16 protein-coding genes are annotated in these 17653 nt (G+C 65.9%); 8 read left to right on the forward strand and 8 right to left on the reverse strand.

The genetic code is table 11. The features are described 5' to 3' along the window. Positions 1 to 2: 2 nt before the first annotated feature. A complete protein-coding gene (ggt, locus tag U1H82_RS07280) occupies positions 3 to 1748 on the forward strand; it encodes a gamma-glutamyltransferase (RefSeq protein WP_322964255.1) in 1746 nt (581 codons plus the stop codon). A 59-nt stretch (positions 1749 to 1807) separates the two neighbouring features. Continuing rightward, the gene (locus U1H82_RS07285; RefSeq protein WP_322964257.1) at positions 1808 to 3595 is read left to right on the forward strand and encodes an AMP-dependent synthetase/ligase; all 1788 of its coding nucleotides are present in this window, start codon (positions 1808 to 1810) and stop codon (positions 3593 to 3595) included. A 152-nt stretch (positions 3596 to 3747) separates the two neighbouring features. Here U1H82_RS07285 and U1H82_RS07290 read toward each other — a convergent pair whose 3' ends face one another. Further along, complete coding sequence (locus tag U1H82_RS07290) at positions 3748 to 5271, reverse strand: fumarate hydratase (protein ID WP_322964259.1); 1524 nt, start codon at positions 5269 to 5271, stop codon at positions 3748 to 3750. Positions 5272 to 5385: 114 nt separating this feature from the next. Between U1H82_RS07290 and U1H82_RS07295 the strand changes: the two genes are divergently transcribed. The 4 genes from U1H82_RS07295 (at position 5386) to U1H82_RS07310 (ending at position 11490) form a co-directional block, all read left to right on the forward strand. Beyond that, complete coding sequence (locus U1H82_RS07295; protein ID WP_322964260.1) at positions 5386 to 8043, forward strand: putative bifunctional diguanylate cyclase/phosphodiesterase; 2658 nt, start codon at positions 5386 to 5388, stop codon at positions 8041 to 8043. A gap of 108 nt (positions 8044 to 8151) precedes the next feature. Next, a complete protein-coding gene (locus tag U1H82_RS07300) occupies positions 8152 to 8622 on the forward strand; it encodes a DUF3429 domain-containing protein (RefSeq protein WP_322964261.1) in 471 nt (156 codons plus the stop codon). 393 nt (positions 8623 to 9015) lie between these two features. Then, positions 9016 to 10905, forward strand: coding sequence for a ribonucleoside-diphosphate reductase subunit alpha (locus U1H82_RS07305; protein WP_375339503.1), 1890 nt, complete (start codon positions 9016 to 9018; stop codon positions 10903 to 10905). Positions 10906 to 11061: 156 nt separating this feature from the next. Continuing rightward, positions 11062 to 11490 (forward strand): endonuclease domain-containing protein, encoded by a 429-nt coding sequence (locus U1H82_RS07310; protein WP_322964262.1) that lies wholly within the window; start codon positions 11062 to 11064, stop codon positions 11488 to 11490. Between the two features lie 74 nt (positions 11491 to 11564). Here U1H82_RS07310 and U1H82_RS07315 read toward each other — a convergent pair whose 3' ends face one another. After that, positions 11565 to 11816, reverse strand: a complete 252-nt coding sequence (locus tag U1H82_RS07315) for a DUF2171 domain-containing protein (RefSeq protein ID WP_322964263.1) — start codon at positions 11814 to 11816, stop codon at positions 11565 to 11567. 56 nt (positions 11817 to 11872) lie between these two features. On the opposite strand from U1H82_RS07315, the gene U1H82_RS07320 reads away from it, so the two are divergent. Further along, a complete protein-coding gene (locus U1H82_RS07320; RefSeq protein WP_322964264.1) occupies positions 11873 to 12070 on the forward strand; it encodes a hypothetical protein in 198 nt (65 codons plus the stop codon). A 46-nt stretch (positions 12071 to 12116) separates the two neighbouring features. Then, on the forward strand, positions 12117 to 13172 hold the full coding sequence (locus tag U1H82_RS07325) for a ribonucleotide-diphosphate reductase subunit beta (RefSeq protein ID WP_183950266.1): 1056 nt from the start codon (positions 12117 to 12119) through the stop codon (positions 13170 to 13172). Between the two features lie 425 nt (positions 13173 to 13597). Here the strand turns inward: U1H82_RS07325 and U1H82_RS07330 are convergent, their stop codons facing one another. The 6 genes from U1H82_RS07330 to U1H82_RS07355 form a co-directional block, all read right to left on the reverse strand. Then, on the reverse strand, positions 13598 to 13930 hold the full coding sequence (locus U1H82_RS07330; protein ID WP_322964265.1) for an HNH endonuclease: 333 nt from the start codon (positions 13928 to 13930) through the stop codon (positions 13598 to 13600). A 92-nt stretch (positions 13931 to 14022) separates the two neighbouring features. After that, complete coding sequence (locus U1H82_RS07335) at positions 14023 to 14655, reverse strand: outer membrane protein (RefSeq protein WP_322964266.1); 633 nt, start codon at positions 14653 to 14655, stop codon at positions 14023 to 14025. 232 nt (positions 14656 to 14887) lie between these two features. Further along, positions 14888 to 15214, reverse strand: coding sequence for an MliC family protein (locus U1H82_RS07340; protein WP_322964267.1), 327 nt, complete (start codon positions 15212 to 15214; stop codon positions 14888 to 14890). After that, positions 15211 to 15552 carry a DNA primase gene (locus U1H82_RS07345; protein ID WP_322964268.1) on the reverse strand — a complete coding sequence of 114 codons (342 nt, stop codon included), beginning with the start codon at positions 15550 to 15552 and terminating at the stop codon, positions 15211 to 15213. Before U1H82_RS07345 ends, U1H82_RS07340 begins: the two co-directional genes overlap by 4 nt. A gap of 64 nt (positions 15553 to 15616) precedes the next feature. Beyond that, a complete protein-coding gene (locus U1H82_RS07350) occupies positions 15617 to 16864 on the reverse strand; it encodes a multidrug effflux MFS transporter (RefSeq protein ID WP_322964269.1) in 1248 nt (415 codons plus the stop codon). Positions 16865 to 16979: 115 nt separating this feature from the next. Further along, positions 16980 to 17561: a class I SAM-dependent methyltransferase gene (locus U1H82_RS07355; protein ID WP_322964270.1), complete on the reverse strand. Its 582-nt coding sequence runs from the start codon at positions 17559 to 17561 to the stop codon at positions 16980 to 16982. Between the last annotated feature and the right edge of the window lie 92 nt (positions 17562 to 17653).

Here is a 17653-nt window from a genome sequence, read left to right on the forward strand (position 1 = left end):
ACATGAAGCACTGGCTCCTATCCGTGGCGGCGCTCGCGCTCGCCCCCATTGCGCCCGCAGCGGCGCGCCCGCCCATGCCCAAAGCCCCGACCGAGGGCATGGTCAGCGCCGCCGACCCCCGCGCCGCCGCCGCCGGGGTGGAAATCCTGCGTGCCGGGGGCAGTGCCACCGATGCCGCCATCGCGACCATGTTGGCACTGAACGTCGTCGAGCCGCAAAGCTCGGGCATCGGCGGCGGCAGCTATTGGGTCCGCCACGACGCGCGGGGCACCAGCAGCATCGACGCCCGCGAAACCGCGCCGATGGCGGCCACCCCCGACTGGTTCTATGGCCCCGATGGTCGCCCGCTGACCCATGCCGAGGCGGTCCCCGGCGGACGCAGCGTCGGCGTGCCTGGCGCCCTGCGCGGCATGGCGCTGGCCCATGCCAAAGGCGGCAAGCTGCCCTGGGCGCGACTGTTCCAGCCCGCGATCCGGCTGGCCCGCGACGGCTTTGCGCTGACCCCGCGGCTCCAGACCGCGCTGACCCGCTATGGCGGCCATGTCGATGCCGCCACCCGTGCGCGACTGACCGGCCCCGATGGGCAGGTGCTTCCCCTGGGCAGCATCATCCGCAACCCCGAACAGGCCGCGCTGCTGGAGCGGATCGCCAGGCTCGGCCCCGATTATTTCTATGTCGGGCCGCAGGCGCAGAAGCTGGTCACGACGGTCGACACCGCCCGGCGCAATCCGTCGAAGATGACGATGGGCGATCTGGCCAGCTATACCGCCAAGCCGCGCCCGCCGCTCTGCGCCACCTATCGCGGCTATCGGATCTGCAGCATGTGGCCGTCCTCGGGCGGCGGTTCGACGATGCTGTCGATCCTGAAGCTGCTCGAACGGTTCGACATGGGCAAGCTGGGCAAGGATTCGCCCGTCGCCTGGCACCTGTTCGCCGAGGCCTCACGCCTCGCCTATGCCGATCGCGACATGTATCTGGGTGATCCCGATTATATCCGGGTGCCGCTGAAAGGGTTGTTCGACCCGGCCTATATCGCCGACCGCTCGGCGCTGATCTCGCCCGACCGCACCATGGCGTCGGTGTCGCCCGGCACGCCCGCGGGCGCGCCGCCACGCGTTCGCGCGCCGGTCAGCGAAGTGCCCGGCACCACCGATCTCGTGACGGTGGACGCCGCCGGTAACGTCGTCGAGGTGACGACCACCGTCGAGGGCTCGTTCGGATCGGGCCTGTCGGTCGACGGGACGATGCTGAACAACGAGCTGACCGATTTCGACATCGTGCCGGTCAAGGACGGCGATCTGGTCGCCAACCGGGTTCAGGGCGGCAAGCGCCCGCGCAGTTCCATGTCCCCGACCATCGTCTATGGCCCTGACGGCAAGGTCCGTCTCGCGATCGGCGCGGCGGGGGGCTCCACCATCATCGCACAGGTCGCCAAGGCGATCATCGGCGTGATCGACTGGAAGCTGAGCGCGCAGGACGCCATCGCGCAGGGCCTGCTCTTTGCCCCCTATAAGGTCGCGACGGTCGAACAGGGCACCGCGCTGGAGGCGCTCGCCCCCGGCCTGCGGGCGCTCGGCGAGACCGTGGTCGTCGCGCCGATGGGGCTGAAGGCCAACGCCATCGAGCGGGTCGGCGGCCGCTGGGTCGGTGCCGCCGATCCGCGCAGCGAGGGCGTGGCGATCGACATCTCCGGCCGCACAACCCGGATTCAACGGGTCGGCGACAAACCCGGACGTCCGGCGGAATAAGCAAACAAAGAGCCCGGTCGCGCGTTACCGCGTGCCATACGGGCCGGTGGGAGAGGCACATGCGCACGCTCGAATATTTCCCCAATCTCGTCACCATGTTCTTCACCCGCGCCGCCGAAAAGGGCGACGCACCGTTCCTCTGGCGCAAGGCCGAGGGCGCGTGGCACGCGACCAGTTGGGCAGAGGCGGCACGGCAGGTCGCCAGCTTGTCGGCCGGCCTACGCGCGACCGGCCTGCAACGCGGCGACCGGGTGATGCTGGTGTCGGAAAACCGCCCCGAATGGTGCATCGCCGACCTCGCCATCATGGCGGCGGGCTGCGTCACCGTGCCGACCTACACGACGAATACCGAGCGCGATCACGCGCACATCATCGAGAATTCGGGCGCGCGGGCGATCATCGTCTCGACCCAGAAGCTTGCCGCCACGCTGATGCCCGCCGCGCTGCGGTCGAACCATGTCCAGACGGTGATCGGGATCGAGGCCCTGCGCCTGGGCCCCAGCCAGATCGAATGCCGTCAATATGACGCGATGATCGCCGCGCATCCCACCGATCCGGCGGCGGTCGCCGTACAGGCCGATTTCGGCCGCGAGGACCTGGCCTGCATCATCTATACCTCGGGCACCGGCGGCGCGCCGCGCGGGGTGATGCAGCATCACGGCGCGATCCTGCACAATTGCGCCGGTTGCAGCGCTGTGATCGCCGAGGATTTCGGCTGGGACGACGAGGTGTTCCTGTCCTTCCTCCCCCTCTCCCACGCCTATGAGCATACCGGGGGCCAGCATTTCCCGATCGCCCTCGGCGGGCAGATCTATTACGCCGAGGGCCTCGACAAGCTGGCCGCCAATATCGAGGAGGTGCGCCCGACGATCATGTTCGTCGTGCCCCGCCTGTTCGAGGTGCTGCACACCCGCATCGCCAAGGCGATCGAGAAGAAGGGCGGGCTGGGCGCACGGCTGCTCGACCAGGCGCTGACGCTGGGCGCGAAAAGCTATGACGGCAAGCTGCGGCTGATCGACCGGCCCACACAACTGGCGGTCAACACGCTGTTCAAGCCCAAGATCGCCAAGCGTTTCGGCGGGCGTCTGAAGGCGATGGTCTCGGGCGGCGCGCCGCTCAATCCCGAGATCGGTCTGTTCTTCCACGCGATCGGCCTCACCCTGCTGCAAGGCTATGGCCAGACCGAGGCCGCGCCCGTCATCGCCTGCAACCGGCCGCGCGCGGGCGTGCGGATGGATACGGTCGGCCCGCCGCTCGACAATACCGAGGTCCGCATCGCCGAGGACGGCGAAATCCTGGTGCGCGGCGAGCTGGTCATGCACGGTTACTGGCGCAACCCGGTGGAAACCGAGCGGGTGCTGAAGGACGGCTGGCTCCACACCGGCGATATCGGCGAGTTCGATGCGGCGGGCCGCCTGCGTATCACCGACCGCAAGAAGGACCTCATCATCAACGACAAGGGCGAGAATGTCGCCCCCCAGAAGGTCGAGGGGATGCTGACCCTGCAACCCGAGATCGGCCAGGCGATGATCGCAGGCGACCGGCGCCCCTATATGGTCGCGCTGATCGTGCCCGATGCGGAGTGGACCGCCGAATGGTGCGCCAAGTCGGGCACCGGCTGCAACCGCGCCGCGCTGGAGGATGATCTCGATTTCCGTGGGGCGATCTCGGCCGCGATCGACCGGGTAAACCGCGACCTGTCGGTGACCGAGCGCATCCGCCGCTTCATCATCGCCGACGAACCCTTCGCGATCGAGAACCAGCAACTGACCCCGTCGCTGAAAATCCGCCGCCACGTCCTGCGCGAGGTCTATGGCGAGCGCCTGGACGCGCTCTACAAGAATTGATCCCCATTCCTCCCCAAGCTCAGCTTGGGCAGGGGGACCGCCGGGCGTCAGCCCGGTGGTGGAGGGGCATGTCCCGCCGTTGACGTTGCTGGCCCCTCCACCATGCTTCGCATGGTCCCCCTCCCCATCGAAGATGGGGAGGATTGGGCGCATCACGCCGGGGTCAGCAGGCCTTCCTTGGCGATCTTATCCTTCCACACCAGCGGGGCGAGGGTGTGGACGTTCTGGCCTTCGGAATCGACCGCGACGGTGACGGGGAAATTCTCCACGTCGAATTCGTAGATCGCCTCCATGCCCAGATCCTCGAAGCCGACGACCTTCGATCCCTTGATCGCGCGGGCGACGAGGTAGGCCGCGCCGCCGACCGCCATCAGATAGGCGGACTGGTATTCGCGGATCGCGTCGGTCGCTGCGGGCCCGCGCTCGGCCTTGCCGACCATCGCCAGCAGGCCCTGGTCGAGCATCATGCGGGTGAACTTGTCCATGCGGGTCGCGGTCGTCGGGCCAGCGGGGCCGACCACTTCCTCGCCGACCGGATCGACCGGGCCGACATAATAGATCACGCGGCCCTTGAACTCGACCGGCAGTTCCTCGCCGCGATCGAGCATGTCCTTGATCCGCTTGTGCGCGGCGTCGCGCCCCGTCAGCATCTTGCCGTTCAGCAGCAGCCGGTCGCCATTCTTCCAGCTCTTCACCTCGTCCGCCGTCAGCGTGTTCAGGTCGACGCGGCGAGCGGCCTGAAGGTCCGGCTTCCAGTCGACCTTGGGCCATTCCTCCAGCTTGGGGGCTTCGAGATAGACCGGGCCGGAGCCGTCCAGCGTGAAATGCGCATGGCGGGTGGCGGCGCAGTTGGGGATCATCGCCACCGGCTTGGACGCGGCATGCGTCGGCCAGTCCATGATCTTGACGTCGAGGATGGTGGAGAGGCCGCCCAGCCCCTGCGCGCCGATGCCCAGCGCATTGACCTTGTCGAACAGCTCGATGCGCAGCGCCTCGATATCGTTGCGGGGCCCCCGCTCCTTGAGCTGCCCCATGTCGATCGCGCCCATCAGCGATTCCTTGGCGAGCAGCACCGCCTTTTCCGCCGTGCCGCCGATGCCGATGCCCAGCATGCCGGGCGGGCACCAGCCCGCACCCATTTGCGGCACCATTTCCAGCACCCAGTCGACGATCGAGTCGGACGGATTCATCATCTTGAACTTGGACTTGTTCTCCGACCCGCCACCCTTGGCCGCGACGTCGACGGTCACCTTGTTGCCCGGCACCATTTCCACATGGAGGACCGAGGGCGTGTTGTCCTTGGTATTACGACGGGTGAAGGCAGGGTCGGCGAGGATCGAGGCGCGCAGCTTGTTCTCGGGGTGGAGATAGGCGCGGCGCACGCCCTCATCGACGACCTCTTGCAGCGAGCGGTCGCCCGACAGGCGGCAGTCCTGGCCCCATTTGACGAAGACCGTGACGATGCCGGTGTCCTGGCAGATCGGGCGATGCCCCTCCGCGCACATCCGGCTGTTGGTCAGGATCTGCGCGATGGCGTCCTTGGCCGCCGGGCTCTTTTCGGCCTCATAGGCCTTACCCAGGGCGCGGATATAATCCATCGGGTGATAATAGCTGATGAATTGGAGCGCGTCGGCCACGCTCTCGATCAGGTCGGTGTCGCGGATCAGGGTCGTCATGCCCCGTCCTTAGCGAAAGCGGTGCGGCCCGCGCAATGTGCCGCGCCAACTTCAAGCAATCTTAACGTCGGTTACGTTAGGGGCGATCCAAACCATTGGACGACCGAACGCCGCATGCCGCCCACGCCCACCGAACGTCTGTCCGCACTGGCCCTGATGGGGCTGGTGGAGGATAATGACGAACTGTTGGTGACGCTGCATCTCGGCCGGTTGAAGACGCTGTGCCGTACCTGGCCACTGGCGATCGCGCAGAACATGGCCGCCGCCGCGACTATCGCGGGGATCGGCGCGGCCACCGATCCGCATACCCTGTTGGTCCGAAAGGCGGTGGCGGGCGGCATCATGGCGCTGGCCACCCTGATCTTCGGGATCGTGCTGTGGCGCGGCACGTCGCGTCACTGGCCCTTTTATCGACTGAAACAATGGCTGAGCGTGATGGGCCTGATCGTCGCGCTGGCGACGGGGCCGATGCTGCTGATCGTGGCGGAGGCCCATCATGGGGCCGGCGGATGGGCCTCGGCATTGACGCTGGCCTGCACCATGTGGGCCACGGCGGCGATGCTGGCCCCGGTGCGCGGGGCGCAGCTGGGCTATTCCTTCGGTTTTGCCTTCCTCGCCCCGGTCACGGCGGCGGCCTGGGGCGTGCCGATACTGCCGATCCTGGCGGCGGTTGCGCCGCCCCTGGTCTTCATGGTGCTGAAGGCCCGGCAGGTCGGCCGGATCGACTATGACGACGCGCGCCTGCAGGCCCACGACATCATGCAGGGACAGCGGGCGGTCAAGATGATCGCCGAGTTCGAGGAGCATGGCACCGGCTGGTTCTGGGAAACCGACCGGCGCGGGCGGCTCACCTATCTGTCGGAGAAGGTCGCGCGTGATCTGGCCGCGTCAGGGATCGACAGCCTGGGCCGCACACTGACCGAGCTGTTCCAGATGGACCCCGCCGCCCCCGGCACCCAGCGGACCCTGTCCTTCCACATGGCGTCGCGCACCAGCTTTTCCGACTATACCGTCTGTGCGGTGGCAGAGGCCGATTCGATGACCGAGCGCTGGTGGTCGATCTCGGGCCATCCGAGCATGGACAGTATCGGCCGGTTCCGCGGCTTTGTCGGATCGGGGTCCGACCTGACCGAGAAGCGCCGGTCGGAGGCGGAGATCACCCGGCTGGCGCTGTTCGACAGCCTGACCGGGCTGGCCAACCGCCAGCGCATGACGCTGTCGCTCGACACCACGCTGAAGCAATCGGTCAATCCCTGGCGTCCGACCGCGCTGTTCCTGATGGACCTGGACCGATTCAAGGCGGTCAACGACACGCTGGGCCATCAGGCGGGCGACCTTCTGTTGCAACAGGTCGCCCGGCGGCTGGAGCGGGCGGTCGGCGATGCCGGGCTGGTCGGGCGACTGGGCGGCGACGAATTCCAGGTCCTGCTGCCCGGCATCGATGCGCGCGACCGGCTGGCCGCGCTGGCGGGCGAGATCATCATGGCCCTGTCGCGCCCCTATGACATTCAGGGCAATGAGGTGACGATCGGCTGTTCGATCGGCATCGCCATCGCCCCCCATGACGGCGAGGATTCGCAGACGCTGATCCGCAACGCCGATCTGGGGCTGTATGCCGCCAAGGGCGACGGACGCGGCGTCGCACGCTTCTATGCCGAGGCGATGCTGGAGGGCGCACGCAATCGCAAGCAGATGGAGCAGGACCTGCGCATCGCCATTGCGCAGGGGCAGTTCCGCCTCGTCTATCAAGCGGTCGTGTCGACCCGCGACACGATGATCGTCGGCTATGAGGCGCTGCTGCGCTGGCACCACCCGACCCAGGGCGACATCTCCCCCGCGCGGTTCGTGCCGGTCGCCGAGGATTGCGGCCTGATCGAGCAGATCGGCGAGTGGGTGCTGCGAACCGCCTGTGCCGAGGCGGTGACCTGGCCCCAGGCCGCCCGTGTCGCGGTCAACGTCTCGTCGATCCAGTTCGCCAAGCCGCACCTGCCCGCGCTGGTCGCCAATGCGCTGGCGCAATCGGGCCTTGCCCCGTCGCGGCTGGAGCTGGAGATCACCGAAAGCGTCTTCCTGAACGACGACCAGGCATCGATGCACCAGTTCACCGCCTTGAAGGCGCTGGGCATTCGGCTGGCACTCGACGATTTCGGAACGGGCTATTCCTCGCTCGGCTATCTGCGTCATGCGCCGTTCGACAAGATCAAGATCGACCAGTCCTTCGTGCGCGGCGCGGTCCGCACCGGCAGCCGCAACGCCGCGATCATCCGGGCGATCGTGACGCTGGCCGACACGCTGGGCATGGAGACGACCGCCGAAGGGGTCGAGATGCAGGACGAGATCGATCTGATCCGCGGCCTGGGATGCAGCCATATCCAGGGCTTCGTCTATGGCAGGCCGATGGAAGCCCCCGAGGTCCACCGGACGATGGACGAACATGGCGGCCGCGCCCAGCTGGTCGGAGCGAAGACCAGCCGCCCCCCGCGCGTCAAGGTTCTGCGGACCGCGCAGATCCTGTCGGGGAACGCGACCATCGACGTGCGCATCCGCGACCTGTCGAGCACGGGCACGATGATCGAAGGCCTGCCCCCCGCCTATATCGTGGGCGGCGCGGCGGTCGCGCTATGCATCGGCGGCGACGCGCCCATACGAGGCTATATCCGCTGGGAGCGCGACGGACGGGTCGGCATCGCCTTCGCCACGCCGCTGCCCGAGGATCATCCCTGGCTGGAGCGCGGCCAGGACGGCCGGGAAGGCCACCGCCAGTCGGCCTGATATCCGCTTTTAGTGTCGGTTCGGGAACGCGCTGACGGCGCGTTCCGGGTCGGGTAGTGGACTGGCGCCGCATGGGATAGGAATGTCGTTCCGTACGTTCGCGCCGACATGACACGCACCGCACCCACGCCTGCCCCCACCCCGGAAGGCGCCTCGCCGGACATTCCCCCGCTCAGCCTGATCTTCGGCTATGGCCCCGTGCTCGTCCTGCCGCTGGCCGCGCTGGCCGTCTGGGCGGGGGCACCGCTGGCGCTTCTGATCGGGCAGATCTGGGGCGCGGCCATCCTGATCTTCCTGGCGGGGGTGGCCAGGGGGTTGAGCTTCTTCACGCCGGGCGGAACCCATGTGTCGCAGATGCTGACCATGATGCTGCGCTTCTCGCTCGGGCTGATCGCATTGATCGCCGGGCCGTCGACCGGCTTTGCGCTGTTGATCCTGGGCTATGCCTCGATCGCCTTGACCGATCCCTGGCTGGCGCGGTGGGGCGGTGCGCCGGGTCATTTCGCACGGTTGCGTCCGCCCCAGATGGGGGTGGCGATTCTGGGCCTGATCGCGCTGTTCCTGCTGGCGCCGCGTTGATCGCGGGGACGCCAAAAAAAATCTTTTGGGGCTTGCGCTTCCCGAACCCCGCAGACATCCATGCGTCGCGGCTTTTGACGGCGCCGACACGCGCGCCATTCGTCGCAACCAACCCCCCGCCCACGCTTTAACCTCTTGCGGTGCTCGCCGGGATTTTCCACTATGGATTGTGGAAGAGGTCGGGGGTGGCCCCAAGCACTGGTAGGATGGGGTCATGCCGAGAGGCATGATCGGAAGCGGCCGAATCCCCGAAAACGGGGATCATCGCCTCCCCCCTCGTCCCGATCGCGACGCATGGCGCGCGCGGTGCCAAGGGCCGGATGCCGACTCGAACGGAACAAGAACAAAGGAGCGGCATCGATGATGGATTTCAGGGATAGCCGGGATAGCGACATGACGACTGATATGCTTGAGAAAATGGCCGCCGATGTGGCGTCTGCAGCCCCCGCCCCCACCCCGGCGGACACCAAGTCGGTGCGCCCGCAACCCTATCCGGTCGAGGTCGACCATGCCCGCGATGCGCGGCTGACCGACTTCGGCAAGGAAACGCTGAACGACCGCTACCTCCTGCCCGGCGAAAGCTATCAGGACCTGTTCGTGCGCGTGGCGTCGGCCTATGCCGACAATGCCGAGCATGCCCAGCGGCTGTACGACTATATCTCGAAGCTGTGGTTCATGCCCGCGACGCCCGTCCTGTCGAACGGCGGCACCGGACGCGGCCTGCCGATCAGCTGCTACCTCAATTCGGTGCCCGACAGCCTGGACGGCATCGTCACCACCTGGAACGAGAATGTCTGGCTGGCCTCGCGCGGCGGCGGCATCGGCACCTATTGGGGCCAGGTGCGCGGCATCGGCGAGCCCGTCGGCCTGAACGGCAAGACCAGCGGCATCATCCCCTTCGTCCGCGTGATGGACTCGCTGACGCTGGCGATCAGCCAGGGTTCGCTGCGTCGCGGCTCGGCTGCCTGCTATCTCGACATCTCGCATCCCGAGATCGAGGAGTTCCTGGAAATCCGCAAGCCCAGCGGCGACTTCAACCGCAAGGCGCTGAACCTCCACCACGGCGTGCTGATCCCCGACGCCTTCATGGAAGCGGTGCGCGACGGCGCCGAATGGCATCTCAAGAGCCCCAAGACCGGCGAGGTCCGCGCCACGGTCGACGCGCGCGCGCTGTTCCAGAAGCTGGTCGAGACCCGCCTGGCGACCGGCGAGCCGTACATCGTCTTCGCCGACCATGTGAACAAGAACATGCCCAAGCATCACCGCGAGCTGGGGCTGAAGGTGTCGACCTCGAACCTGTGTTCGGAAATCACCCTGCCGACCGGCATCGACCATAAGGGCAATGACCGTACCGCCGTCTGCTGCCTGTCGTCGCTCAACCTGGAAACCTGGGACGAGTGGAAGGACGACAAGCAGTTCATCGAGGACGTGATGCGTTTCCTCGACAATGTCCTGCAGGACTATATCGACCGCCACGAGCCCGGCATGGAGCGCGCCGCCTATTCCGCGGCCCGCGAGCGTTCGGTCGGTCTGGGCGTGATGGGCTTCCACAGCTTCCTCCAGGCGCGCAATATCCCCTTCGAGGGCGCGATGGCCAAGTCGTGGAACCTGCGCATGTTCAAGCACATCAATGCGCAGGTGAACCAGGCGTCGATGACCCTGGCGGTCGAGCGCGGCCCCTGCCCCGACGCGGCCGATGTCGGCGTGATGGAGCGTTTCAGCTGCAAGATGGCGATCGCGCCGACCGCGTCGATCAGCATCATCTGCGGCGGCACCAGCGCCTGTATCGAACCGATCCCGGCGAACATCTATACCCACAAGACGCTGTCGGGATCTTTCTCGGTCAAGAACCCCTATCTCGAAAAGATCCTGATCGCGAAGTCGAAGAATTCGGACGCGGTCTGGAACTCGATCCTGGAGCATGGCGGCTCGGTCCAGCATCTCGACTTCCTGTCTCAGGAAGAGAAGGATACGTTCAAGACCTCGTTCGAGATCGACCAGCGCTGGCTGCTCGAACTGGCGGGCGACCGGACGCCCTATATCGACCAGGCGCAGTCGCTGAACCTGTTCATCCCGGCCGATGTGGAAAAGTGGGACCTGCTGATGCTCCACTTCCGCGCCTGGGAGCTGGGTATCAAGTCGCTTTATTATCTGCGCTCCAAGTCGGTGCAGCGCGCCGGTTTCGCCGGATCGGGCGGCGTCGAGGCGGACAACACGATCAGCGCGCCGAAGTTCGAGATCGGGGAAACGACCGATTATGACGAGTGCCTGGCGTGTCAGTGATCGGGCTTTGACGACATAGGCTGCCCTCACCCTCCAACCCGGCTTATGCCGGGCGGGCCCCTCCCTCTCCCGGAGGGAGAGGGTTGAGGAGGCCTAATCCCTCTCCCTCCGGGAGAGGGAGGGAGCCGCGTAGCGGCGGAAGGGTGAGGGTGTTGCGTGCGTAGCTACGACAACCATCGCTCCGGTACGGTACAACGCGCCCGTCAACTCCGCCGCGACGCATCCGAACCCGAACGCCGCCTGCTCCGTGCACTGCGTGAAACCTATCCGCATCTGAAATGGCGTCGCCAGACGCCACTGGGACCTTTCTTCGCCGACATGCTGTGCTTTTCCGAAAAGCTGGTCATCGAGGTCGACGGCGACACGCACGCCGTCGCGGGAGGCTATGACGTGTCGCGCGAAGATTTCATGGCGCGTGAAGGATACCGCACGGTTCGCGTGAGCAACGCGGACGTGATGTCCAATCTCGAAGGCGTACTAACCCAAATCTCCTTCTCCCTAGGGGAGAAGGAAGGGGCCCGCGCGGCGCAGCCGCGTGGGAAGGATGAGGGCGGATCGCCCACGAAAAAGGGCGGGACCGCGTGAACGGCACCGCCCTCACCCTTCCGCGCCCTGACGGGCGCTCCCTCCCTCTCCCAATGGGAGAGGGAGAGTATGGCTCACTCGGCCTCTTCGAACTGGTCGACGGCGTTCTGGGCGGTGGCCGACAGGCGGACCTGGTCGCCTTCGACCTCAGCGACGAGGCCGATCGGCAGGTAATGATGCTTGGCGCCCTGCCCGTCTTCGGTCTGGGGGCTGTCGTTCTTGGTCAGCTTGATGCGGTCGCCATCGACATGATCGACGGTGCCGACATGGACGCCGTCGGCACCGATGACTTCCGCATGTTCCTTGATCTGGCTGACATCGACCATCTTACGTCTCCTGTGTTGGGTTCGGTTTCGGAACGCGCAACACTGGAAATGGTCGCATGACGGGCGCGGCGATCATGTACGCCGTTGCGGCGATCTTAACCGGCATCGGCGCAACGCTGCTGCTGCAACTCCGCTCACCCCGGTCGGAGCAGGGCCGTTACGCCCGACTGATCGCGGGCACCATGTTCGCCATGGGCGGGATCATTCTCGCCGGTTTCGCCACCGCTCTGCGCTCCTGGGCGAGCAGCGGCTGAACCGGCCTTCACCCTCTTCACCTCATTCGTATCCGGAGTAACCCCGATGCCTCTTCTCCAAGCCTCCAAGCAGTATAAGCCCTTCGAATACCCCTGGGCGTTCGAGTTCTGGAAGCGCCAGCAACAGCTCCACTGGCTGCCTGAAGAGGTGCCGCTGGGCGAGGACTGCCGTGACTGGGCGCAGAAGCTGACCGATCACGAGCGCAACCTGCTGACCCAGATCTTCCGCTTCTTCACCCAGGCGGACGTCGAGGTGCAGGACTGCTATCACGAGAAATACGGCCGGGTGTTCAAGCCGACCGAGATCAAGATGATGCTGACCGCCTTCTCCAACATGGAGACGGTACATATCGCCGCCTATAGCCATCTGCTCGACACGATCGGCATGCCCGAGAGTGAATATGGCGCCTTCCTCGAATATGCCGAGATGAAGGACAAGCATGATTACATGCAGAATTTCGGCGTCGACAGTGACGAGGACATCGCGCGCACGCTGGCGATGTTCGGCGGCTTTACCGAGGGCGTTCAGCTGTTCGCGTCCTTCGCGATGTTGATGAACTTCCCGCGCTTCAACAAGATGAAGGGCATGGGCCAGATCGTCAGCTGGTCGGTGCGCGACGAGAGCCTGCACTGCGAGGGCATCATCCGCATGTTCCACGCCTTCTGCCAGGAGCGCCAGTGCCTGACCAAGGCGGTGAAGGACGACATCGCCGATGTGTGCCAGACGACGATCCGCCTGGAGGATAATTTCATCGACCTCGCCTTTGAAATGGGCCCGGTCGAGGGGATGAAGCCCAAGGAGATCAAGAAGTATATCCGCTACATCGCCGACTGGCGCCTGGGTCAGCTGGGCCTGAAGCCGATCTACATGATCGACGAGCACCCCCTGCCCTGGCTGACCCCGCTGCTGAACGGCGTCGAGCATGCCAATTTCTTCGAGACGCGTGCGACCGAATATTCCAAGGCGGCGACGCGCGGCCAGTGGAACGATGTGTGGGACGCGTTCGACACCCGCCAGAAGGCCAAGACCGCCAAGGCGGCGAACGAGGAGCCGAGCGAGACCGGCGACATGTTCTCGGCCGCGGGCGTCGCGGCGGAGTGATCTTTGAGGGGGCGGGCTTCGGTCCGCCCTTTTTTTGTTCGCGCGAAGACGGATGGCGCGAAGAAGATTTGTTCGCGCGGAGACGCAGAGACGCGGAGCTTTTTTGGGTTCGCGCAGAGGCGCAGAGGACGCAGAGCAGGGGCATCGCCAGCCTCCCCATCCCCCATTCAGCCCGAGCGCAGTCGAAGGCCAAGGGAATCCCTTCGCCATCAAGCCATTTTCGGGCCGGAGGCCAGAGCCGCTTCCTCAAAGCGCTCGCCTGAGAGACGGTCCGCGTGGGCGGTCATGGCGTGGCCTTCGACTACGCTCAGGCTGAACGGCGCTTGGAATATACGCCCGCCACACTCTTCTCCGCGTCTCCGCGTCTCCGCGTCTCTGCGCGAACCAACCTTCTTCGCGTCATCGCGGCTTCGCGTGAACCAAAATCACCGCCCCACCCGCGTCGGCGCATGAAAGTCTACGGGTTTCCCGGCAATCCACCGCAGGAACCGCGCCATCTCGGGATGTGCGCGCAACGCCGCAAAGTCCGCAAATCCGCGCGCCAGTTCCGCATTGGAAAAGGTCGCATGGATCGTCCGGTGACAGATGGGATGCACCGGCACCGTCTCGCGACCGCCTTCGCTCTTCGGGACCGGGTGGTGCCATTCCACCTTCACCCCCAGCGGCCGTTCGCACAGCGCGCAAGGGAGCGGCGCCGTCCGCTCGATCCGTTCGGCGGCGGCCGCCAGCCCCGCCTTGCGCTTCACCCGTCCGACCATGCACCCGATATGGGAAGCCGGACACCATAAAAAACGGGGTCCGGCATCGCTGCCGAACCCCGTTCCTTTACGCCAACTGGACCCAGACAGGATCAGAAGTGTGCGACAACACCCGCCATCGGACGGAAGGAGTGCGCGTTGTCGAAGGTCGAAACTTCCATACGCAGACGCAGACCCGAGTTGCCGGTCAGGCCGCCCAGACCGATGTCCTTCGGGCCGACTTCGGCGCCGACGCCGTACACCATCGCGCCATAGTCACGCTTCAGGTCGCCAGCGACGCCCGGTGCGAAGTTGTGGAAGTTGTTCCAGCGATAGCCGACCTTGCCGTAGAACAGGCCGCTGTCGCCAGCGCGGAAACCACCGCGGCCATAGGCGCCATACTGCCAGTCGATGTCACCCGACACGCCCTTGGCGACCGCGCCTTCGGCACCGACGAACACCGGGCCCAGCGGCACGTTGAAGCCGACGATACCCTCGACCAGCGCGCCGTCCAGGTTATAGCCCTTGGGCTGCGCGGGGATGCCGGCGACCGACTGGCGATCGAACTGCTCCCAACCACCCATGACAGCGACATACGGCTCGAAACCGAAAGCCTTGGAGCCATCGGGAGCCGTCGCGGCCGGGGCAGGTGCCGCGGTCGTGTCGGTGGTGTTCATGTCCTGAGCCATGGCAGGCACGGCGACGAACGCGGCCGCCGCAGCGGCGACGAGGGAAAGCTTACGCATGTGAGATACCCTTCTCTTATTCTATGTGGGGCGGCGGATCGAACCGCTCAGCCCAGGCCCGCTTAACCGGCTAGACGCCCATGGGTTGCACGGCATTTCCGTTTTTCGAACGCCTTGTCGGAACCTGTGACATAGGAGACACAGTTCCTGTCACCAACATGAACCAAATAGGGGCGGAATGCGACGCTGGCGGATTTCTGCCACTTTTCAGCCGTTTTTCCGCGCCCCATCTTCAACGCTCGGCCGTGCAGCGCAGAGAATCGCCGGTGGGGCGTGTCAAAACAACCTCACCCCCCTTGCCGCGCAGGTCATGGCCGAAGCCCGCATAGTGAATGCCGGAGGCGACGGGTTGTCCCTCCAGCCGCATTTCCAGATCGTCGCCGAAGCGGACCAGCGCGCTATCGTCGCGATTGTCGAAGCGCACCCAGAAATGGCTGCCATTCTCGCATCGAAAGGTCGTGGACACCATTGGCGGCAACCCGGCGCGCGGATCGGGCATGGTCGAACAACCGACCAGCACGATGCCGCCCGCCGCCAATGCGACAGGAAGCCGGTTCATGGCCGCAGCGCGGCGTCGTCGGCCTCGTCGATATCGCCGTCCGCGACGGTGTCGTCCTCGAAATCCTCCTGGAGATCGTCCTCGTCGATATCCTCGGCATCCATGTCGACCGAGGCGTCGCTGGTCCCGACCTCTTCGGAGTCCATGTCGAGTTCGTCGATCGGCTCGTCCTCTACGCTATCGTCGCCCAGATCGGGCTCGATATCGGTCAGCAGCACACCGTCCGTCGGGCCGTTACGCGTCGCCTCCAGAATCTCGGCACGCTGGCTCTCGTCATAGCCTTCCTCATCCCAGCCATCGTCGCCGGGTCCCTGGCTGGGAACCTGATGTCCGCCCATCACTGCCTCCTCTTACACTGTGGAGGAGGAACACGGGGGCTGGCCGGGCGGTTCCCCGGATCGCTTATGCGGGGCGGAACATCCGCCCGCGCTCGGTGACGAACACGCAGGCAAAGGCCGCGCATCCGGCGATCAGGAAGCCCAGGGTCAAAGGCTGCGTCGTCCCGTCATAGGCCTGGCCGATCCCTGCGCCGATCAGCGAGCCGATGGTGACGCTGGTAAAGCCCTGCACGCTCGACGCGGTGCCGGCGATCCGCCCCATATTCTCCATCGCCATCGACGAGAAATTGGAGGTCGCCAGACCGAAACACGCCATGGTGATCGCCTGAAGCACCGCGAAGACGACCAGAGATTCGCCACCAAAATGCGCGATGGCCAGATGGATCGCCGACACGACGATCAGGATCGTGACCGAGCTGTGACTGATCAGCCGCGTGCCCAGCCGCATGACGATCCGCGAGTTGAGCAGGTTCGCCGCCGCCATCGTGACCGAGGTGGTGGCGAAGATCAGCGCAAGCAGCTTCTCGCGCCCGAAGGTCAACGCCATGATCGGCTGGACCGAGTTGAGATAGCCGTAGAGCGCCGCCATCAACGCGGTCGCCGCCAGCGTATAGCCCAGCGACAGCCGGTCCCCCAGCGTCTCGCGCCAGCCGCCGACGATGCGCGACGCGGAGATGGGAAGCTGCGCCTCGACCGCCAACGTCTCGGGCATCCGCAGCGAGAACCAGGCCAGGACGAGCGTCGCGAGCCCCGCGATCGTCCAGAAGATCAGCCGCCAATTGCCGAACAGCAGCACCAGCTCACCAAAGGCAGGCGCCAGGATCGGCACGATCATGAACACCATGAAGGCGATCGACATGACCTGCGCCATCGCGCGACTATGATAGCAGTCGCGAACCAGCGCCACCGTCGCCACCCGCGTCGCCGCGATCGCCGCCCCCGCACAGACCCGCGCGACCAGCAACAGGGTGAAACTGCCCGCCACCGCCGCCGCGCCATTGGCGATGATATAGATGACCAGCGCCACGATCAGCACCCGCCGCCGCCCATAGCGATCGGCCAGCGGCCCATGGACCAGCTGCGCCACGCCGAACCCGATCAGGAATGCCGTGACGACGAACGGCCGCGCGGCGGGCGATGCCCCCAGCGCCTCCCCGATGGCAGGCAAAGCGGGCAGCATCGAATCGATGCCGAGCGCCGTCAACGCCATCAGCGCCGCGATCAGCAGGACGAATTCGACAAAGCCGATCGGCGCGCCAGGGGGCTCGGCGGTGACGGGCGTCACCGGATCAGCGGAACGGGATTCGGACATGATGCCTGCGCTTTAGGGGAGATGAATGGAGAGGGGAACCGGGAAAACCCGGCTGGCGCGCCCCGGTTTCCATTGGCCGTCCAATCTCCCCGATCCGCAAGCGCCCGGCGCAGGCTCAGTCGGGTTGGACCACGTCATAATAGTTATTCCGGCCTTCATCGGTCAGGCAGTCCGCCAGAACCAGGCCGCACGCCGCCAGTCGGGCGGCATAGGCCTGCTCGCCCAGCGACCGGGAAAGGCGGCCGGTCAGGCTATCACCCCATTCGCATCGCTCGCGCGGCGCGCTGAACAGGAACCGGCCGCCCGGCTCCAGCGTGTTCGCGACCTGCGCCAACAGCCTATGCTGGTCGGCCGCCGACAATAGGAAGACAAGGCCGATCGATACGATCCCGGCAAAGCGGCGACCGAAGAAATCGCTCTTCTGTACGGGTTCGCACAGCGCGGGCATGTCCGGCAGGTTGCGTCGATAGGCGGACAGGAGCGACGGCGATGCGTCGATCCCCCAGACCACAAAGCCGTCGTCCGCCAGAGACGTCGCGATCGGCACGCCGGACCCGCACCCGAGGTCCAGGATCGCGGCCGATGGGGGCAAGTTGGCCCTCGCCCATGACCGGACCAACGCCGCACCGATCCCCGAACGGATCGCCATGAAATCTTGGGCGACGGCGTCCCAGCCCGCGGATGTATCGGTGGTCATCGGATCATCTTCCTCACCCGCATCGTTTCGGCTCGAGCCCCCATGTCCCGGCAATCGGGCCACGCCATGACAATATAGCTGCGAAGTCACGC

This window comes from Sphingomonas fuzhouensis, from assembly GCF_034659795.1.
Classification (GTDB): Bacteria; Pseudomonadota; Alphaproteobacteria; order Sphingomonadales; family Sphingomonadaceae; genus Sphingomonas; species Sphingomonas fuzhouensis.